At 71.6% G+C, this 17,762-nt stretch carries 19 protein-coding genes; 9 read left to right on the top strand and 10 right to left on the bottom strand.

Annotation, left to right across the window (positions count from 1 at the left end):
• Positions 1-326 precede the first annotated feature (326 nt).
• The 4 genes from NBW76_RS13730 to NBW76_RS13715 are packed head-to-tail and all read right to left on the bottom strand — an operon-like array spanning position 327 to position 3,229.
• Complete coding sequence (locus NBW76_RS13730) at positions 327-1,202, bottom strand: helix-turn-helix transcriptional regulator (protein ID WP_056553757.1); 876 nt, start codon at positions 1,200-1,202, stop codon at positions 327-329.
• Positions 1,203-1,246: 44 nt separating this feature from the next.
• A complete protein-coding gene (locus tag NBW76_RS13725) occupies positions 1,247-1,759 on the bottom strand; it encodes a cyclophilin-like fold protein (RefSeq protein WP_056553760.1) in 513 nt (170 codons plus the stop codon).
• Positions 1,756-2,169, bottom strand: a complete 414-nt coding sequence (locus tag NBW76_RS13720; RefSeq protein WP_056553763.1) for a cupin domain-containing protein — start codon at positions 2,167-2,169, stop codon at positions 1,756-1,758. Before NBW76_RS13720 ends, NBW76_RS13725 begins: the two co-directional genes overlap by 4 nt.
• 22 nt (positions 2,170-2,191) lie before the next feature.
• Positions 2,192-3,229, bottom strand: a complete 1,038-nt coding sequence (locus tag NBW76_RS13715; protein WP_056553766.1) for a zinc-binding dehydrogenase — start codon at positions 3,227-3,229, stop codon at positions 2,192-2,194.
• A gap of 143 nt (positions 3,230-3,372) precedes the next feature.
• On the opposite strand from NBW76_RS13715, the gene NBW76_RS13710 reads away from it, so the two are divergent.
• On the top strand, positions 3,373-3,948 hold the full coding sequence (locus NBW76_RS13710) for a DapH/DapD/GlmU-related protein (RefSeq protein ID WP_056553769.1): 576 nt from the start codon (positions 3,373-3,375) through the stop codon (positions 3,946-3,948).
• A 122-nt stretch (positions 3,949-4,070) separates the two neighbouring features.
• Here the strand turns inward: NBW76_RS13710 and NBW76_RS13705 are convergent, their stop codons facing one another.
• Positions 4,071-5,063 carry a PQQ-binding-like beta-propeller repeat protein gene (locus NBW76_RS13705; protein ID WP_056553772.1) on the bottom strand — a complete coding sequence of 331 codons (993 nt, stop codon included), beginning with the start codon at positions 5,061-5,063 and terminating at the stop codon, positions 4,071-4,073.
• 137 nt (positions 5,064-5,200) lie between these two features.
• On the opposite strand from NBW76_RS13705, the gene NBW76_RS13700 reads away from it, so the two are divergent.
• Complete coding sequence (locus NBW76_RS13700; RefSeq protein ID WP_056553776.1) at positions 5,201-6,346, top strand: sensor histidine kinase; 1,146 nt, start codon at positions 5,201-5,203, stop codon at positions 6,344-6,346.
• Positions 6,343-6,999, top strand: a complete 657-nt coding sequence (locus NBW76_RS13695; protein WP_055968473.1) for a response regulator transcription factor — start codon at positions 6,343-6,345, stop codon at positions 6,997-6,999. The genes NBW76_RS13700 and NBW76_RS13695 overlap by 4 nt, the downstream gene beginning before the upstream one ends.
• A gap of 89 nt (positions 7,000-7,088) precedes the next feature.
• Here NBW76_RS13695 and NBW76_RS13690 read toward each other — a convergent pair whose 3' ends face one another.
• Positions 7,089-7,892 (bottom strand): ABC transporter permease subunit, encoded by an 804-nt coding sequence (locus tag NBW76_RS13690; protein WP_056553778.1) that lies wholly within the window; start codon positions 7,890-7,892, stop codon positions 7,089-7,091.
• Positions 7,889-8,788, bottom strand: a complete 900-nt coding sequence (locus tag NBW76_RS13685) for an ABC transporter ATP-binding protein (RefSeq protein ID WP_056553781.1) — start codon at positions 8,786-8,788, stop codon at positions 7,889-7,891. The genes NBW76_RS13690 and NBW76_RS13685 overlap by 4 nt, the downstream gene beginning before the upstream one ends.
• Positions 8,789-8,955: 167 nt before the next feature.
• Here NBW76_RS13685 and NBW76_RS13680 point away from each other — a divergent pair, with 167 nt between their 5' ends.
• On the top strand, positions 8,956-9,801 hold the full coding sequence (locus tag NBW76_RS13680; RefSeq protein WP_056553784.1) for an alpha/beta fold hydrolase: 846 nt from the start codon (positions 8,956-8,958) through the stop codon (positions 9,799-9,801).
• Between the two features lie 20 nt (positions 9,802-9,821).
• Here the strand turns inward: NBW76_RS13680 and NBW76_RS13675 are convergent, their stop codons facing one another.
• Together NBW76_RS13675 and NBW76_RS13670 are read right to left on the bottom strand one after the other, a co-directional pair.
• Positions 9,822-10,064 (bottom strand): hypothetical protein, encoded by a 243-nt coding sequence (locus NBW76_RS13675; RefSeq protein ID WP_056553787.1) that lies wholly within the window; start codon positions 10,062-10,064, stop codon positions 9,822-9,824.
• A gap of 43 nt (positions 10,065-10,107) precedes the next feature.
• A complete protein-coding gene (locus tag NBW76_RS13670) occupies positions 10,108-11,007 on the bottom strand; it encodes a bestrophin family protein (RefSeq protein ID WP_082481858.1) in 900 nt (299 codons plus the stop codon).
• Positions 11,008-11,152: 145 nt separating this feature from the next.
• On the opposite strand from NBW76_RS13670, the gene NBW76_RS13665 reads away from it, so the two are divergent.
• The 5 genes from NBW76_RS13665 to NBW76_RS13645 all read left to right on the top strand — a co-directional run bounded on the left by NBW76_RS13665 (position 11,153) and on the right by NBW76_RS13645 (position 16,799).
• On the top strand, positions 11,153-11,803 hold the full coding sequence (locus NBW76_RS13665) for an NTP transferase domain-containing protein (protein WP_082481859.1): 651 nt from the start codon (positions 11,153-11,155) through the stop codon (positions 11,801-11,803).
• A 106-nt stretch (positions 11,804-11,909) separates the two neighbouring features.
• Positions 11,910-14,309, top strand: a complete 2,400-nt coding sequence (locus NBW76_RS13660) for a molybdopterin cofactor-binding domain-containing protein (RefSeq protein WP_235492924.1) — start codon at positions 11,910-11,912, stop codon at positions 14,307-14,309.
• A 10-nt stretch (positions 14,310-14,319) separates the two neighbouring features.
• Positions 14,320-14,802, top strand: coding sequence for a (2Fe-2S)-binding protein (locus tag NBW76_RS13655; RefSeq protein WP_056553790.1), 483 nt, complete (start codon positions 14,320-14,322; stop codon positions 14,800-14,802).
• A gap of 2 nt (positions 14,803-14,804) precedes the next feature.
• Positions 14,805-15,971 (top strand): XdhC family protein, encoded by a 1,167-nt coding sequence (locus tag NBW76_RS13650; protein ID WP_235492925.1) that lies wholly within the window; start codon positions 14,805-14,807, stop codon positions 15,969-15,971.
• A 48-nt stretch (positions 15,972-16,019) separates the two neighbouring features.
• Entirely contained in the window at positions 16,020-16,799 is a 780-nt protein-coding gene (locus NBW76_RS13645; protein ID WP_056553793.1) for a hypothetical protein, read from the top strand.
• Between the two features lie 10 nt (positions 16,800-16,809).
• On the opposite strand, the gene NBW76_RS13640 is transcribed toward NBW76_RS13645, so the two are convergent.
• A complete protein-coding gene (locus tag NBW76_RS13640) occupies positions 16,810-17,706 on the bottom strand; it encodes a nuclease-related domain-containing protein (protein ID WP_200932658.1) in 897 nt (298 codons plus the stop codon).
• Between the last annotated feature and the right edge of the window lie 56 nt (positions 17,707-17,762).

The following is a 17,762-nucleotide window of genomic DNA, read 5'->3' as shown; positions in this document are numbered from 1 at the left end:
GAGGGTGTCGACGCCTGGTGCGCCGATCGACCGGTCTCGGTCGTCAGTTCACGTTGTGCGTCTTCACGGAGCCGGTGGTGCCCTCGGTGGCGTGCAGGATCCACGGCGGTGACTCGTGGCGGGAAGGCGCCGTCACGCACCCTTTCCCCGGTGCCGCGACAAGGTCCCCTGACCGAGACGGTGACGGGGCCTTCGTCACGCGCGGCCGTCCCTCGTCAGTAGGACGCGTGCCGGTGGCTACGGGCGCTGGCTCGAGGCCGTCGACCATGTCGAGACGTGCTGCGCGGACCCCTTTGGGTCGCGCTGCGCTTTGCTGTCAGACGCCCTCAGGGCCGCGTCGACGAAGGAGCGGTCGTGCTGGCGCCCCAGCTCGCGAGGAGCCTGAGTCGCTCCTCCGACGGGCTCCCCGGTTCGGCGGTGTAGACGGTCATGACCTGCAGTCGCGCGCCCTCGGTGGACAGGTTCATGGAGTGGTAGGCCACGTCGATGACACCCGTCGCGGGATGGTTGAACTGCTTGCGGCCGGCGACGTGCAGCCTGACGTCGTGGGAGGCCCATCGCGTGCGGAACTCCTCGCTGACGGTCGACAGCTCACCGACCAGCTCGCGCATCGTCTTACTCTCGGGGTCGCGACCCGCCTCGGTGCGCAGGAGGGCGACCGTGACGTTCGCGGCGCCGTTCCAGTCGGGGAAGAGCTCGGTGGCCGACGGATCCAGGAACTGGTACCGCGCGATGTTCGGCCGTGCGGGGTCGTGCTCGAAGACGGGTGAGTAGAGCGCTCGCGCCAGTGGGTTGGAGGCGATGATGTCCAGCCGCCCGTCGGCGACGAACGCAGCGGATCCTGACATCGAGTCCAGCATCCACTGCACCTCGGTCGACACCTCATGGCGTGCCTTGGGCCGCGGCGCGCTCGTACGGGCGCGTGCGACGCGGGCGAGGTCGAAGAGGTAGGTCCGCTCGGCCGCGTCGAGCCGCAGTGCTCGCGCCACGGCATCGAGCACGTCCTCGGAGACGCCCTTGATGTGACCCTTCTCCAGCCGCGTGTACCAGTCGGTGCTCACTCCAGCGAGGACGGCGACCTCTTCTCGGCGCAGACCTGGGACCCGGCGACGCCGGCCGGCGTCAGGCAGGCCCACCTCGGGCGGCGTGAGCCGGGCGCGGCGGGTCGCGAGGAACTCCCTGATGTCGGAACGGTTGTCCACCAGCCCACCGTACGCCGACGCGGGAGGGCGTTCCCCGCATCCGGTCACGGCTGGTCCAGGGCCTCGACACGCACGCTGACGTTTCCGTCGATGCGGCCGAGCGCGTCGAATCCCTTCCCCATCCTGCCCAGGACCACGATGCCGTCGAAGTACGACTGGTCGCCGTAGTAGAGGACGAGGTCGCCGTACGGGGCGTAGTAGCCGAGTGCGCCCACGTCCGGGTCGGCGCCGGTGGGTTCCCCGTCGGTCGAGAGCTCCCGCGGCAGGGGACCGGTCTTCTCGACGCCGCCGCGGTCGCTCATGTCGAGCTCCAGCGGCAGCTGCGCGACGAGGTCGCGGCCGACCGGCGTGTCCAGCACTGTCGCCTCGACCTGGTCACCGGCGAACTCGATACGGATCCGGGTCCCGCTTTCCTCGGCTTCCGACGTCGCCCCCGACGGCGCGCCGGAGGGTGCCCTCGTGGACGGGGCCGGGGTGGACGACGGGGAGGCCGGGCCCTCCGCGCTCGAGCACGCAGTCAGGACCCCGGCGACCAGCAGCACGAGCGACAGCCTCATCGCTGCTGCTCCGGCGCTGCGAGGTACTCGACGTCGGTGACCGGGTCCAGCCAGTGCACGACGTCGTGGTCGTCGTCGGCCTCGTTGATGGCCAGGTGCACCATCAGCCGGCTCGGCGCGGCACCGTGCCAGTGCTCCTCGTCGGCGTCGAACAGCACGCGGTCGCCGGGACGGATGACCTCGACCGGTCCCCCACGGCGCTGGCAGAGGCCGACTCCCTCGGTCACGAAGACCGTCTGGCCGAGCTGGTGGCGGTGCCAGTGCGTGCGGGCACCAGGCGTGAAGTGCACGAGGTTCGCCGAGACGCGGGACGGCGGGGGTGCCGCCGCCACGGGATCGATGTAGACGTCGCCGGTGAACCAGTCGGCGGGTCCCTTGGCGGTGGCGAGGCTGCTGCGCGTGATCTGCATGATGTTCCTTGCGTCGGGAGGGTCAGGGGTTGACGAGGACCTTGAGGCTGCGACGGTCGGCCATGGCGCGGTAGCCGTCGGGGACGCCGTCGAGGTCCGTGGTGGTGTCGAAGACCCTGCCGGGCTCGATGGTGCCGTCGAGGATGTCGGGCATGAGCTCCTCGATGTAGGCGCGCACCGGAGCGGGGCCACCGGTCAGGCGGACGTTTCCTCCGAAGAGGCTCGCGAAGCCGACCGGGGCGGCCTCGTACTGCGGCACCCCGACGCGGCTGATGGTGCCGCCGGGCCGGACGACGCCGACCGCCTGCTCGTAGGCAGGCATGTGGCCGACCGCCTCGAGCACGACGTGGGTGCCGTGGCCGTGGGTGAGGTCGCGCACGGCCGCGATGCCTTCCTCTCCGCGGGTCGCGACGACGTCGGTGGCTCCGAACTCGCGGCCCAGGTCGGTGCGCGTCTCGTGACGACCCATCAGGATGATCTGCTCAGCGCCGAGGCGCTTGGCCGACAGGACCGCGAGCAGCCCGACGGCGCCATCGCCGATGACGGCCACGCTGGTGCGCTGGGTGACACCGCCGGCGACGGCCGCGTGGTGGCCCGTGCCGAGCACGTCCGACAGCGTCAGCAGCGACGGCATGAGTGCGGAGTCGGGCGCGACGGGAAGCTTGACCAGGGTGCCGTCGGCGTACGGCACTCGCGCGGCCTCGGCCTGCCCGCCCTCGTCGGGGAGGGTGTCCCAGAACGAGCCGTGGATGCAGGAGGTGTGCAGACCCTCGCGGCAGAACTCACAGGTCCCGTCGGAGATGGCGAAGGGGGCGACGACGAGGTCGCCCTTCGTGACGGTGGTGACCGCCGACCCGACGTCCTCGACGACGCCGATGAACTCGTGGCCCATGCGTGCAGGGCTGCCGTTGGCCGGCATGGAGCCGTAGGGGTGCAGGTCGCTGCCGCAGATGCAGGAGGTCGTGATGCGGACCAGCGCGTCGGTCGACGCCTTGATGGTCGCGTCCGGCACGTCCTCGATCCGCACGTCGCCGGCGCCGTGCATGAGTGTCGCCTTCATCGGATGTCCTTCTCTGGTCGGTGGGGGTTCCATCCCAGTGGAGCGCGGACCTGGTGCGTGGGGAAGGTCCACCTTGTCGGGGGTACAGACAGCACCCCCCTGAGGCGTTCTCCGACACGGCCGCACGGGGCAGGCTCGAGGTCATGGACCTGAAGCAGTTCCTCGACCACGTCGACAGCGGAGCCGAGATCGTCGGCGGCTCCGAGCACCACCAGTTCATGCACGGCGCCTCGCAGGAGGCCTTGGCCGTCATCGCGGAGCTGAACGGCGCCTACCGCACGCCGGAGCAGGTCCGGGACCTGCTTGCCCGGCTCACGGGCCGCCCGGTCGAGGAGTCGGTCGTCGTGTTCCCGCCGTTCTACAGCGAGTTCGGCAAGAACCTGACGCTCGGCAAGGACGTCTTCATCAACATCGGCTGCCGCTTCCAGGACACCGGCGGCATCACCATCGGGGACGGCTCGCTCATCGGCCACGGCTGCACCCTGACGACGCTGGACCACGGCATGGACCCGGCGCTCCGAGCCTCGATGGTGCCGGCACCCGTCGTGATCGGGCGCAAGGTCTGGCTCGGGGCCGGCGTGACGGTCGTGCCCGGTGTCACGATCGGCGACGGGGCGGTGGTGGGCGCCGGCGCCGTGGTCACCCGCGACGTGCCCGCCGACACGATCGTGGCCGGCGTCCCGGCACGGGTGGTCAGGCCGACGGGCTACCGGAGCTGACCTGAGGTTCATCGGTCCCGTTGGTCTCCTCGGGCCCGAGAACGTCGACGGCCCCGGATGGTCTGCCGGGGCCGTCGACGATCAGGCGGTGCCCCGCGACGTCCGGGGTCGCGTGCTGCCGGTCAGCGACCGCGGGGAGCGTCGACCCGCGTGATCCAGTGCTCCGTGGTGGGGGTCGGCGGCGTGCTGAACCGCGCGTTCGGCAGGTAGAGCGAGCGGCCCGCGCGTGCGACGGTGGTCGGGACGTCGAAGTCATCGTTCGTGATGGTGCTCCGGAGGGTGCCGGAGCGGCCATCGCGTGACAGCTGCACCACGGCGACCTGGTTCAGCCGGTTCTGCACCGCGTAGAGGGTGCGTCCCTCGCGCAGCAGACCGTCGCCGTTGGTCAGTGTTGCGCCACCGAGGTCGACCCTCGTCGTCGCACCGGTGCGCGGGTCGACCCGGTAGAGGCCGCCGTCGGAGCTGTTGACCACGAGCAAGGCCGAGCCGTCAGGGGTGTCGCTGATGCCGTTGGCCGCGTTGGTGCCGGGCGGCGCCTGGACCCAGTCGCCGGTCAGGGGCAGCGCGGTGGCTGCAGCGGGTAGCGCGCCACCTCGGCCGAGGTCGAGGCGGAACAGGGTCGCGCGGCGTGAGTCGGTCACCCACACCGTGTCGCCCGAGATCAGCACGTCGTTGACGAACGACTCACCCGTGGCCAGCTGGTAGGTGCGCAGCAGCGCGCCGGAGCGCGAGTCGACCACCCGCAGGGTGCCGGAAGGACCGCCGGCCACGAACAGGCGGCCGCGCTGGTCGATCTTCAGGCCGACCGACGCGGTGCCAGGGCCCTGGCTGATCGTCGTGGTGCGGCCCGTGCGCAGGTCGGCGCGCAGGATGTCGCCGTCCAGGCGCGAGCCCAGGTAGGCCTGGTCTCGGGGACCGATGGTGATGCCCTCGGGCTGGAAGTTGTCAGGCAGCTCGATGCGGTCGGGGAACGCCTGGCGGGCGCCGTGCTGGCCCGGCTCGCTGGCCACCGCAGCGGGAGCGGCGAGCGCGGGCGTGGCAGCCAGCGCGATCGCGCCGATGCCCACCGCGACGCGGGAGCGGAGGGAACGGGAGGAACGGGGACGAGGTGACACGTGATCTCCGGTCGTCGAGGTCTGCCGAGGGACTCCTTTCCCATCCCAGCACGAGCGGACCGATCCCGCAGACCTGATGACGTCGGCTCAACCTTTCGGACGGTCCGCTGCCGCCCCCGGATCCCTACGCTGAGTCTGTGAGCCACCCACTGCAGTCCGTCCTGGCCGAGTCCCGACCCGCGGCGCCCCCGGCGCGGGTGTGGCGCGACTGGGCGCTGCTGGGCTCCATCGCGTTCTTCGGGGTGCTGGAGGGCCTGCTGCGCGAGGACCTCACGCTGCCCGTGCTGTCGATGGTGGTGACGCTCGGACTGGCCCCGCTGCTGCTGTGGCGTCGTACTCACCCGCTGGCCGTGGTCGGGACGGTCTTCGGGGTGGTCGCGGTGCTCCAGGTCGGGCTGTTCGTCACCGACGCACCGACGCTCGACGTCTACACGATGCTCTACGTCCTGCTGCTGCCCTACTCGCTCTTCCGGTGGGGCTCGGGGCGGGAGGCGGTCGCGGGGCTGGCGGTCATCCTGGGCGCGGCCACGACGGCGGTCCTGACCAGCTGGACCGGGATGGCCGACGCGGTCGGCGGGATCGGCGTCCTCGTCGCCTCCTTCGCCCTGGGGTGGGCCGTCCGCACCCAGCACGGCGCACGGGAGCGGAGGGTGGAGCAGGTGAAGTCGCAGGAGCGCGTCCTGCTGGCGCGGGAGCTGCACGACACGGTGGCGCACCACGTCTCGGCCATCGCCGTCCAGGCCCAGGCAGGGCGTGCTCTAGCGGCGACCAGCCCGTCGGCGCCGCTCGAGGCGTTGGAGGTCATCGAGGAAGAGGCCTCGCGCACGCTCGCGGAGATGCGGACGATGGTCCGCGTGCTGCGCAACGAGGCTCCGGTCGACTACGCCCCGCAGCCCGGCGTCGCCGACCTCCACCGGCTCTCCGGGGCCTCGCCCGCGGGACCGAGGGTCGAGGTCGGGGTGTCCGGTGACGTCGCGGCGCTGCCGTCGGCCATCGACGCCGCCGTCTTCCGCATCGCGCAGGAGGCGGTCACCAACGCGCTCCGGCACGCCCGGAACGCCACCGTCGTCGACGTGCGCGTCGCCGGCGACCGTTCGACCATCAGCCTCGTCGTCCGCGACGACGGCGACCCGGGTACGGCCGAGCTCGGTCCTGAGACGGGGTTCGGGCTCACCGGGATGAAGGAGCGCGCCCTGCTCCTGGGCGGCACGTGCGAGGCGGGCCCCTGCCCCGATCGCGGGTGGGCCGTCAGCGCCACGCTGCCGCGGCAGGGGTCGGCATGAGCATCAGGGTGCTGGTCGCCGACGACCAGGACCTCGTGCGGACCGGACTGTGCCTGATCCTCGGCACGCTGGAGGGCATCGAGGTCGTGGGGGAGGCGCGCGACGGCCAGGAGGCGGTACGACTGGCGCGCGAGCTCCGTCCCGACGTGTGCCTGATGGACATCCGTATGCCCGTCCTCGACGGCGTCGAGGCGACCCGCCTGCTGGCCGGGCCGGGCGTCCAGCACCCGGTCGCCGTCGTCGTGATCACCACCTTCGACCTCGACGAGTACGTGCACGGGGCGCTGTCGGCCGGTGCCACCGGCTTCCTGCTGAAGGACGCCGGCCCCGAGCTGCTCGGCGAGGCGATCCGTGCAGCCACCCGCGGTGACTCGCTCATCTCGCCCAGCATCACCCGCCGGCTGCTGTCGACGTTCGCGGGCACCGGTCGGGCCATCCCTCCCGCACAGCCCATCGACCCGCTCACCGAACGCGAGGAGCAGGTGCTGCTCACCATCGCGCGAGGTCGCACCAACGCTGAGATCGCGGGCGAGCTGCACATCAGCCTCAGCACGGTGAAGACCCACATCGGCAGCCTCATGGCCAAGCTCGGTGCCCGGAACCGGGTGGAGGTCGCGATGTGGGCGTACGAGACCGGCCGGGTCCGGGACTAGCGAACGGTCGTCCGCCTCGACGAAGGGGCGGGCACGCGAAGGCCCCCGCCAGGTCTGGCGGGGGCCTTCGCACGAGTCCGTGCCCTGCCCTACTTCACCTCGGAGCGACGCAGGGTGAGCAGTCCGACCAGGAGCGGGAGGACGATCCAGATCGTCGTCGTCGAGGCGAGCATGGCCCACTCCTCGCCGGTGTCCATGGCGCCCTCCAGGAGCGCCACCTGCGTGTCGTTCCAGTCGACCCACGGCTGCAGGTCCGCGAACCACGGGCGCACCTGGGCGAGGAGCAGCAGGACGCCCGGCAGGACGAAGGACACCACGAAGTAGCCCACGATCGCGGCCGCGGAGCTGCGCAGCACGACACCCAGGGTGAAGCCGACGGCCATGCCGATCAGGTTGAAGAGCAGCATCTGGGAGGCCATGACCCACGAGACGTTCCACGCGGTGTCGACCCCGGCGAGAGCCGAGCCGCCCACGGTGGCGAGTGCTCCCACCGCGAAGGCGATGGCCACGGAACCGACGCCCACCAGGAGGGTCGCGACCGCCTTGGCGCCGATCACGCGGCCGCGGTGCGGCACCAGCGTGAACGTGGTGAGCCCGCTGCGCTGGCTCCACTCGCTCGTCACGGCCAGGATCGCGATCATCGGCAGGATCACCGACATCGGGAATCCACTCGCCCGCGTGAAGCTCTCGTAGGTGACGTCGCTGTCCGGCGCCACGACGACGACCGACCCGGCCGAGACCACCGACAGGATGCCGATGCTGACGAGCAACCAGAATCCCGAGCGTGTCGTGAACATCTTGCGCAGCTCGACCGTGACGAGTCGGTGTGCGGGGATGGGGCGGGCGCTCCGGCGGGCCGGGGTGGCGGCCGGGGGGACGATCGTGGCGGTCATGCTGCAGCTCCTTCGCGCTGGGTGTCGGCCGTGAGTGAGAGGAACATGTCCTCGAGCCCGGCGCCCTCGGCGGACCGGAGCTCGGTGAGGGCGACGCCGGCGGCCGCGGCCACGGCCCCGACGCGGGCGGCGTCGGCATCGGTGCGCACCGAGCCGTCACCGGCGAGGGTGCTGGGGATCCCGGCCTGCTCGAGCGCGCGGACGAGATCGCGTGGCGACGGCGACCGCACGAGCGTCCCGGCCGCGGCCAGCAGCTTCTCCTTGGGGCCGGCGGCGACGATCCTGCCGTGGCCGATCACGACGAGGTCGTCGGCGACGACCTCGATCTCGTGGAGCAGGTGCGAGGACAGCAGCACGGTGCCGCCGCGGCCGGAGAAGTCCGTCAGCAGGTCGCGCATCCAGCGGATCCCGGCGGGGTCGAGCCCGTTGGCGGGCTCGTCGAGGACCAGCACCGAGGGGTCGCCGAGCAGGGCCGTGGCGATGCCGAGCCGCTGGCGCATGCCGAGCGAGTAGTGGCGCACCCGGCGCTCGGCCTCGACGGAGCTCAGGCTCACCAGGTCGAGCATCTCGTCGACGCGAGCACGGGGCAGGCCCATGGTGGCTGCGGCGATCGTGAGGATGTCGCGACCGGTGCGGCCGGCGTGCTGGGCGGAGGCGTCGAGGAGGACGCCCACCTCCAGGCCGGGGTTGGGCAGGTCGGCGAACCGGACTCCGTGGATGGTGGCGGAGCCGGACGTGGGGGCGGTCAGACCGACCATGACGCGCATGGTCGTGGACTTGCCCGCGCCGTTCGGACCGAGGAAGCCGGTCACGCGGCCGGGCCGGGCGGTGAAGGAGACGTCGTCGACGGCGGTGAAGCCGGCATACCTCCGGGTCAGGGACTCAACGGTGATCATGCCGTCAACACTCGCCGCCCCGCGCCCTGCGCGGATCGGTTCGACGGCCAGTCCTGACCTGACCGAAAGTACGAGTCGGTGACCGTGCCCGAGGTTCGGTGCGCACGACCGTCGGGGTGCGCCTACCGTGGGTCCGTCCCGTCCGACGACCCGATCGTGGTGGACCCATGGCACGCATGAAGCCGCAGACCGTCCGGCTGCACGGCCACGACCTCTCCTACGTCGACACCGGTTCCGGCCCGGTGGTCCTGTTCATCCACGGGATCCTGGGATCGCAGCGGCAGTGGGAGCACCTGGTGGACCGGATGGACGACGACCACCGCGTGGTGCTCCCCGACCTGTTCGGCCACGGTGACTCCGCCAAGCCGCTGGGCGACTACTCGCTCAGTGCGCACGCCGCGGCCTTGCGCGACCTGTTGGACCATCTCGGCGTCGACCGGGTCACGCTCGTGGGTCACTCGCTCGGGGGCGGCATCGCGATGCAGTTCTTCTACCTCTTCCCCGAGCGGGTCGAGCGTCTGGTGCTGGTCTCCAGCGGCGGCCTGGGACGCGAGGTCAACGTGCTGCTGCGCTCCGCGACCCTGCCGGGCGCCGCGCAGGTGCTGAGCGTGGTCGCGTCCGCGCCGGTGCTGTCCCGTGTCGAGGCGCTGGGCCGGGGAGCGTCGAAGATCGGGTGGAAGCCCGGCGCCGACGTCAGCGCCGTCTGGCGCGGCTTCAGCTCGCTGCAGGACGCGGAGAGCCGACGCGCGTTCCTGTCCACCACGCGCGCCGTCATCGACATCGGGGGGCAGAGCATCAGCGCCCACGACCACCTCGACGGCGCGCTGCCCGTGCCGACGATGGTCGTGTGGGGGTCGAAGGACCGGATGATTCCCGCGTCGCACGCACGGAGCGTGGAGGCGCAGCTGCCGGACTGCCGCGTCGAGATGTTCGAGGGGGCGGGACACTTCCCGCACCTGGAGGACCCGGACCGCTTCGCACGCGTGCTGCGGGAGTTCATCGACGCCCACTGAGGCGATGCTCGGCCGTCGGTCTACCGGTCTGCTGAGCCCTCGTCCTCGTCGTCGTCGCCCGAGCGACCCATCGCTACGCCGAACAGCAGGCCCAGGGCGATGCCGATGCCGAGCAGGCCCCAGTTGTCGGTGACGAGAGCGATGGCGACGCCCAGCGGCGCGCCGAGGGCGAGCCCGATCGCGATGTTGTTGTCGGACTCCTCGTCCTGATCGACGTCCGGGTCGCGGTCGGGACCCGGATCGGGATCGTCCTCGGAGGTCATGGCCCCAGTCTGGCAGGAGTCGAGGCCTCGGCCGACGCCTCGCTCACCAGAGCACCTGCCCGACCGGCGTGACGGCGGCGGGCGGATCCTCGCCGATCATCTCGAGCAGGTCGATCTCGATGCCACGGCAGATGGCGGTCATCGGGACGTCGTGGACGCGGTCGACGAAGGGGTCGGCGAGGTCGCGACCGACCTGCACCGCGAGCAGGAACATCATGCCGACGAGACCGGACCCGATCGGCGTCCACCACTGCAGGTCCTTGTAGATCGCGAACGGCAGGATGACGCAGAAGGCGCGGGCGAAGAACGACGGCAGGAACCGGTACTGCACCGGCAGCGGGGTCTTCTTGATGCGTTCGAGGCCGCCCTGGGCGTCGGTGAGGGTGCTCAGGGTCGTCTCGACCTGCACCCGGGCGATGTCGTCGACCATGCCCCGACGCCGTGCGTCGGCCACGAGCCGGCCGATGTGCGACAGGGTGGCCGTCGGGGAGCTGCTGGCGCTCTTCACCCGCACCGCGACGTCGGGAGCGAGGTAGGCGTCGATCTCGGCCGGGGCGTCCTGCTGGCGCAGCGAGGTCCGCAGGGAGTGCACGTAGGCGATCTGCGCCCGGACGATCTCGTCGACGAGCTCGGGTCGTGCGCCGGGGACCAGGGGGTCGAGCAGCGTGGTGGCCTCGCGGGCGAGGTTCCGCGAGTGGTTCACGATGCTGCCCCACAGGGTCCGCGCCTCCCACCAGCGGGCGTAGGCCGCGTTCACCATGAACCCCAGGAACAGGGCGATGGCCGTGCCGTAGAGCGTGTACTGGATGGTGATGCCACGGAACTCGATCCAGCCCGCCTGGAAGGCGATCGTGACGCCGACGTCCCACGTCAGCAGGACCACCATGGGGACGAGGAGCGGCCGCCAGACGGACGCCGACCGCGGCAGGCGCGACGTGATCATGACGCCAGCGTGACCGACGGATCCCCACGACGCACGGCTGCGACGACGTGAGAGACATGACACCGCAGAACGGGAACTCGCGTCCGCTCGTTGCTCTTGCCGATCGCCGTGCGCGCCCGTACCGTCGGCCCGCACCAGGGCGGCCATGACCGGGCACGCTCGCACGCAGCAGGAGGAGCGCGTGGACCACGACGAGCCGGACGGACCTCACGGTCTCGTGCTCGCGGCCGGCGCCGGCAGCCGGATGGGACGTCCGAAGGCCCTCGTCCGCGGGGACGACGGCGTGCCGTGGGTCGAGCGCGCGGTCAGGGTGCTTCGGGACGGCGGATGCGGCAAGGTCACCGTGGTCCTCGGGGCCGCGGCCGAGGAGGCGCGAGCCCTGGTGCCCGACGACGCCGACGTCGTCGTCGCCCGCCGCTGGGACGAGGGCATGTCGGCCTCGCTGCGTGCAGGGCTGCGGTCGGTGGAGGACTCGACGGCGACGGCGGTCCTGATCCACCTGGTCGACCTGCCCGACGTCGGACCCGACGTGGTCAGGCGGCTCGCGGCGACGGGGGTCTGGACAGGGGCTCTCGCGCGGGCGAGCTACTCGTCCCGTCCCGGCCACCCGGTGCTCGTCGGTCGAGACCACTGGGCCGGGATCGTCGCGTCCGCGGGCGGCGACGCGGGCGCGCGCGAGTACCTGCGGTCCCGGGGTGCCGCGGAGGTGGAGTGCGGCGACCTCGCCGGTGGCCGTGACGTCGACACGGCATCGGGCCTCGACGCGCAGAACCGGTCCGATCGGTCCGATTCGTGAGATCCGGCCGCAGGTTGATCTGCGCGGTGCGGTGACCTGTGTCACGGTGATGCTTCCCCCGCCTTCGTTCAAAGCCCCCCCAGAGCCCCGACGAAAGTGTGAACCCGTGACTGTCCCGCACGAGCTGTCCCCGTCCGCCCACGACCGCACCCCGCAGTCCCCGGAACCGCACGCTCAGGAACCGGATGCAGCGGCACGACCGGCGCCGCCCGGTCGGACCACCCGTCGACGCTTCCTCGGCTACGTCCTCGGCAGCGCCGGACTGGTGGTCGCCGCCGACCTCGGCCTCGGCGCGTCGCCGGCAGCCGCCCTGCCGTTGCCGTCGGTGCCGCAGATCCCCGAGATCTACGACCTCAACGACTTCCTGACGCACTGTGCGCTCCCGACGTCGAACCTGATCGCCATCGAGATCGACGAGAAGGGCGACGCCACCTTCGCGCTGCCGCGCATGGAGGTCGGCCAGGGCATCACCACCTCGACGGCCATGATCATCGCCGAGGAGCTCGACCTGCCGCTCGAGCGGGTCAACGTCACCCTCGCCCCCGCCCGACCCGAGCTGCTGTTCAACCAGCTCACCGGCGGCTCGAACACCACGATCTCGACCTACACGCCCATCCGGGTGGCCGCGGCGGTGGCCCGCAAGTCCCTGCTCGACGCCGCGGCGATCCTGCTCGGTGCCCAGGTCAGCAGCCTCACCACCAAGGGCGGCGCGATCTTCGACTCGCTCGGCTCGTCCGTCACGTACGGCCAGGCCGCGGCGAAGGCCGCCTCTCCGACCACGAAGGAGGTGGAGGTCGACCTCGACGACGCCCCCAAGCGGTCCGTCGTCGGCACGCCGCAGCGCCGCATCGACGCCGTCGACGCCGTGACCGGGCGCAAGAAGTTCGCGATGGACCTCGACGTCCCCGACGCCCTGCCCGCCATGGTGTGCCGGGCACCCGACCTGAACGGCAAGCCCAAGAGCGTGCGCAACGCCGCGGAGGTGAAGGCCATGCCCGGCGTCACCCACGTGGGCGTGGTGCCGACGGGTGTGGCCGTCCGCGCCAGGACCTTCGGCCAGTGCATCGACGCCGTCCGCGCCCTCGACGTCGAGTGGAGCGAGGGCACGGTGCCGGGCAAGAAGGCCGACGACATCCTGGCCGAGCTCAAGGCGGCCGAGCTGCCGCTCGCCGTGCCGGCCCTCGGGGCGACGACGGTCGAGGGCAGCTTCACGTTCCACTTCCGCAGCGGGTCCGCGCTCGAGCCGAACTGCGCGATCGCCGACGTCCGCAAGGACTCCGCCGAGATCTGGAGCGGCCTCAAGTCGCCCATCGACGCGCAGTCCAAGATCGCCAAGGTCCTCGGTCTGCCGCAGGGCAAGGTGAAGGTCAACGTCGTCACCGGCGGTGGCTCGTTCGGCCGCAAGCTGTTCAGCGACGGAGCCATCGAGGCCGCGGAGATCTCCAAGGCCTTCGGCGTGCCGGTCAAGCTCATGTGGCACCGCGCCGACGAGCCGCGTCAGGGTCGGGTGCACCCGATGTCGACGTCGCGCGTGCGGGCGACGGTGCTGGGCGAGAGCATCGCCACCTTCGAGCAGCGCCACACGTCGGTCACCTGCGACTTCACCCACGGCCTCGGTGAACGCCTCACCGCGGAGGTCGCGGCCCTGCCGACCGGCCTGGCGAACCTGGGGTTCTCGGAGACGATCTTCCTGCTCACGCAGGAGATCCCCTACAACTTCGGCGTCACCACGCAGCTGCTGAACGAGACCAACTACGACTTCACCCGGTTCAACACCAGCTCCGTGCGCAACATCTACTCGCCCGACGTGCGGGTGGCGAACGAGCTGATCGTCGACCAGCTGGCGAAGCGGCTGAAGAAGGACCCGGTCGCGTTCCGGCGTCAGTACACCAAGAGCGGCGTCGTCCGACGGGTGCTCGACCGTGCCGCCGAGCTGGGGGAGTGGGGCAAGTCGATGCCCGCCGGAACGGCCCAGGGTGTCGCGATCCACAAGGAGTACAAGGGCGCCACCGCCGTGGTGGTCGAGCTCGACTGTCGGCCGGAGACGGTGAACCGGAAGGTGCGCGACGCGGTCACCGGACCCCGGGTCACCAAGGCGACGATCGTCGTCGACTGCGGCCTGGCCATCAACCCGCTCGGCATCGAGGCCCAGATGATGGGTGGCTTCAGCGACGGCATGTCGCAGGTCCTCACCTACGGCAACCACCTCGTCGACGGACACTTCCTGGAGGCCAGCTGGGACAACTCGGCCTACACCCGCCAGTGGAACACCCCGCTCGAGTTCGTCTGCGAGGTCATGGAGTCCGACAGCACCGAGCCGGGTGGCATCGGGGAGGCCGGCGTCGCAGCGTCGGCGGCTGCGGTGGCGTGCGCGTACGCCCGGGCCACCGGGGAGATGCCCACCGAGTTCCCGATCAACTTCCGCGACCCGCTCCACTTCGAGCCCAAGTCCTTCGTCCCACCCGTCCCCGCGTCGCCGACCAACGGCCTCGACTTCGTCTCCTGAGGAGCCCTTCATGCCCAGCTACAGCTTTCAGCTCAACGGCGAGAAGGTCACCGTCGAGGTCGAGAAGGGCGTGCGCCTGCTCTGGGTGCTGCGCGACGTCCTCGGCGTCACGGGACCGAAGTACGGCTGCGGGATCAACGTCTGCAAGGCCTGCACCTCGCACCTCAACGGCAAGGCGTTCAACCCCTGCGCCGTGCCGGTCGACAAGCTCTCGGCCTCCGACGAGGTGACCACGATCGAGGGACTCGCCGACACGACGCCCGGTGACGACCTGCACCCGATGCAGCAGGCGTGGATCGAGCGCGACGTCGCGCAGTGCGGCTACTGCCAGCCCGGTCAGATCATGGCGGCCGTCGCCCTGGTCGAGAAGGTCCGTCGCGAGGGCCGCGCCGTCACCGACGACGACCTCGACGCGATCCGCAACGTCTGCCGCTGCGGCACGTACACGCGCATCCGTGAGGCCGTGCGCGCCGGCGAGAAGCTGATGCGGTAGCCGTGGCCGTCGCGGACGACGTCCTCGCGAGCGCGGCTCGCTGGGCGCAGGAGTCACCCGTGGCCCTCGCCACGGTGGTGGGCACGTCGGGGTCGGCTCCCCGACTCCCCGGTGCGGCCATGGTGGTCTCGGCCGGCGGGGAGGTCGCCGGGTCGGTCTCCAGCGGCTGCGTGGAGGCCGCCGTGTTCGACCTCGCCGAGAACACCCTGGCCACGGGTGCGCCCAGCCTGCGCACCTTCGGCTTCGCCGCCGACGAGGTGTTCGACGTCGGGCTCACGTGCGGCGGACGGATCGAGGTGTTCGTGCAGCGGCTCGACGAGGCCGCCGACCTCGAGACGCTCGCGGAGCGTGCCGCCGCCGGGGCCGCCTCGGCCTCGGTGACCGTGCTGGAGCATCCGGAGCCCGAAGTCGTTGGCACGCGGATCACGGTGCTCCCCGACGCGGTCCCCGACGGCACCACGCTGGCTCCCGACCTCGAGCGGACGCTCACGGGCCGGGCCCGGGCGATGCTGTCCGCCGGAACCACCGGCCAGGTGCACTGCGGTGCGGACGGCTCGTTGCTCGGGACTGGTGTCCGAGCGTTCGTGCAGGTGTGGGCTCCCGCGCCCCGGCTGCTGATCTTCGGCGCCGTCGACTTCGCCGGTGCCCTCGCGGGCGCCGGCCGCTTCCTGGGCTACGACGTCACGGTGTGTGACGCGCGCCCCGTCTTCACCACGGCCGAGCGCTTCCCGCAGGCACACCGGGTGGTCGTGGACTGGCCCCACCGCTACCTCGAGCAAGAGGCGGCGGCGGGTCGCGTCGATGCGCGGACGGCGGTCTGCGTGCTGACTCATGACGCGCGGTTCGACGTGCCCGTCCTGCAGCAGGCACTGCGCCTGCCCCGCGTCGGGTACGTGGGGGCGATGGGCTCGCGACGCACGCACCACGAGCGGATGGGGCGGCTGCGCGAAGAAGGCGTCACGGAGACGGAGCTGGCGCGACTGCGCTCGCCCCTCGGACTCGACCTCGGTGCCCAGACGCCTGAGGAGACGGCGCTCAGCATCGCAGCGGAGCTGGTGGCCGTGCGTCGGGGCGGCAGCGGTCGCCGGCTCGGCCAGATGGACGGGCCGATCCACGCCGATGCCAGCGTTCCAAGCCCGTCCGGACCGGTATCGGTAGGTCGGCCCTGAGCGTGCGCACGACGCGCTGAACCCTCGATTCGTCCGTACTGTCGAGACATGGTGACGACGAATGACACGAGGTCGGTGACGACTCACGGCGGGGAGCGCTGGCTGGCGTTCACGGTCCTGGCGGCGGCGATCCTCGAGGTGGTGGCACCCGTGGTCACGATCAACGGGCCGGGCAGCTCGCCCGGAGCCGGGTCGGGCCCGGAGCTGCTGATCACCCCGGTCGGCTGGGCGTTCTCGATCTGGGGCGTGATCTACACCCTCGCGATCGCACAGTCCGTCGCCGTGCTGGTGAGAGGTGCGCACGCGGTTCCGCGACGTCTGCAGGTCGATCTCATGGTGCTGTACCTCGGTGGAGCGGTGTGGATCGTGCTGGCGGGACTCGACAGCAGCCTGGCGACCGCCGGTGCGCTGCTCGTGATGTTCGTGGCCGCGATCGATGCCGTGCTCACCACCGCGCGCTCGACGTTCGAGCCGGGGTGGTTCTCCGTGCTCACGCGTGCGTCCGTGGGTCTCTACGCCGGCTGGGTCACCGCCGCGTTCTTCCTCAACGTCTCGACGGCGATGGTCGACGCCGGGCTCGTCGAGGCGGACGAGCTGCCCTGGCAGCTGGCCGTGCTGGCCGTCGCCGCCGTGGTGCTGCTCGCCGTGCTCGTGCGGACCGGTGGCATCGTGGCGTACGCCGCGGCCGGTACCTGGGCCATGGTCGGGATCGCCGTCACCGGCAACGCCGACGGCACCACGGGAGTGCTCGTGGCCGCGTTGGTCGCGGCCGCAGTGATCGTCGTCGTGACGGCCGCGCTGGTCGCTCGACGGCCCGCTGACGCCTGAGTCCAGGAGGTCAGGCCGGGAGGAAGACCTCCGCGAGCCGTCGCTGCACGTCGTGCTGGTCGATCGGGGCACCGGCGTCGCTCGTCAGCGCCGCGGAGAGCCGCCTCGGCCACGCCACCCGTACGTCGCGCGTGACGAAGTCGCCCCCGATCAGGGGCCAGTCGGCGTCGACGAAGCACAGGGCCGCGTGGACGGGTACCTGGTCGCCGACGACATCGCGGACGAGGCCGGCCTGCTTCAGCACGCTGTCGACCAGGCGGGTGCAGTGGCGGCTCCCCACGTACAGCTTCTCGACGCGAGGACGGATCACGCCCCCTTCCACGCTGAGCCGGGGTCGCCCGGTGTAGCGCTTCGCGTCGATCACCCAGACCCCCGCTGCGGTGACGGCGAGGTGGTCGATGTTCGCGCGGGACCCGGGGACCTGGCGATCGTGGAGCGCGAGCACGCCGCGGTCGACGAGGTCGTCGAGCATCCTGCCCACCCGCTCCTCGCCCACGGCGCCCTTGGACCGGGCCGCGGTGCTCTGGGGCTCGCTCGACAGTGCGACCGCCAGGCCACCGAGCCGGCCCCACCGCTCGCGCAGTCGCTTCTCGTCGTTGGACCGGCGGCGTTCGTGCTCACGGCGTGCGGACGCACCGGCCGACCCGGGTGCGACGTCGGACGGTTCGACGTCCTGAGCAGCTGGTGGGGCCGCAGCCGCCGCCGCGGCCGGCGGCTGCGCCGGTCCGGACGCCGAGCAGTCGATGCAGCGCACGGTCCTGCTGGACCGTTCGTAGATCGCTGGTTCGCGCGCCGGCAGGTGTGCGTCGCACAGTCTGCAGGTCCCTGCGTAGCGCAGGCGCATGCGCTTGTCGGTGTCGCTGGTCGACGCACGGTGCCTGCCCGCGACGATGTCACCTGATGCCATGAGCCACTCCCATCGCTCGGCATGGACGAGCACGGTACGACGGGTCGCGGTCGGGC

Source organism: Aeromicrobium sp. Leaf245, assembly GCF_942548115.1.
Taxonomy (GTDB): Bacteria; Actinomycetota; Actinomycetes; order Propionibacteriales; family Nocardioidaceae; genus Aeromicrobium.
This window is presented reverse-complemented; position numbering and strand designations above follow the sequence as displayed.

What these genes read in the sequence shown, in the direction of transcription:
- NBW76_RS13695 (WP_055968473.1), top strand. Translation starts at nt 6,343, where the DNA reads ATGAGCATCAGGGTGCTGGTCGCCGACGACCAGGACCTCGTGCGGACC.
- NBW76_RS13675 (WP_056553787.1), bottom strand. Translation starts at nt 10,064, where the DNA reads ATGACCTCCGAGGACGATCCCGATCCGGGTCCCGACCGCGACCCGGAC.
- NBW76_RS13655 (WP_056553790.1), top strand. Translation starts at nt 14,320, where the DNA reads ATGCCCAGCTACAGCTTTCAGCTCAACGGCGAGAAGGTCACCGTCGAG.
- NBW76_RS13670 (WP_082481858.1), bottom strand. Translation starts at nt 11,007, where the DNA reads ATGATCACGTCGCGCCTGCCGCGGTCGGCGTCCGTCTGGCGGCCGCTC.
- NBW76_RS13715 (WP_056553766.1), bottom strand. Translation starts at nt 3,229, where the DNA reads ATGAAGGCGACACTCATGCACGGCGCCGGCGACGTGCGGATCGAGGAC.
- NBW76_RS13720 (WP_056553763.1), bottom strand. Translation starts at nt 2,169, where the DNA reads ATGCAGATCACGCGCAGCAGCCTCGCCACCGCCAAGGGACCCGCCGAC.
- NBW76_RS13690 (WP_056553778.1), bottom strand. Translation starts at nt 7,892, where the DNA reads ATGACCGCCACGATCGTCCCCCCGGCCGCCACCCCGGCCCGCCGGAGC.
- NBW76_RS13725 (WP_056553760.1), bottom strand. Translation starts at nt 1,759, where the DNA reads ATGAGGCTGTCGCTCGTGCTGCTGGTCGCCGGGGTCCTGACTGCGTGC.
- NBW76_RS13680 (WP_056553784.1), top strand. Translation starts at nt 8,956, where the DNA reads ATGGCACGCATGAAGCCGCAGACCGTCCGGCTGCACGGCCACGACCTC.
- NBW76_RS13645 (WP_056553793.1), top strand. Translation starts at nt 16,020, where the DNA reads ATGGTGACGACGAATGACACGAGGTCGGTGACGACTCACGGCGGGGAG.
- NBW76_RS13665 (WP_082481859.1), top strand. Translation starts at nt 11,153, where the DNA reads ATGACCGGGCACGCTCGCACGCAGCAGGAGGAGCGCGTGGACCACGAC.
- NBW76_RS13710 (WP_056553769.1), top strand. Translation starts at nt 3,373, where the DNA reads ATGGACCTGAAGCAGTTCCTCGACCACGTCGACAGCGGAGCCGAGATC.
- NBW76_RS13685 (WP_056553781.1), bottom strand. Translation starts at nt 8,788, where the DNA reads ATGATCACCGTTGAGTCCCTGACCCGGAGGTATGCCGGCTTCACCGCC.
- NBW76_RS13640 (WP_200932658.1), bottom strand. Translation starts at nt 17,706, where the DNA reads ATGGCATCAGGTGACATCGTCGCGGGCAGGCACCGTGCGTCGACCAGC.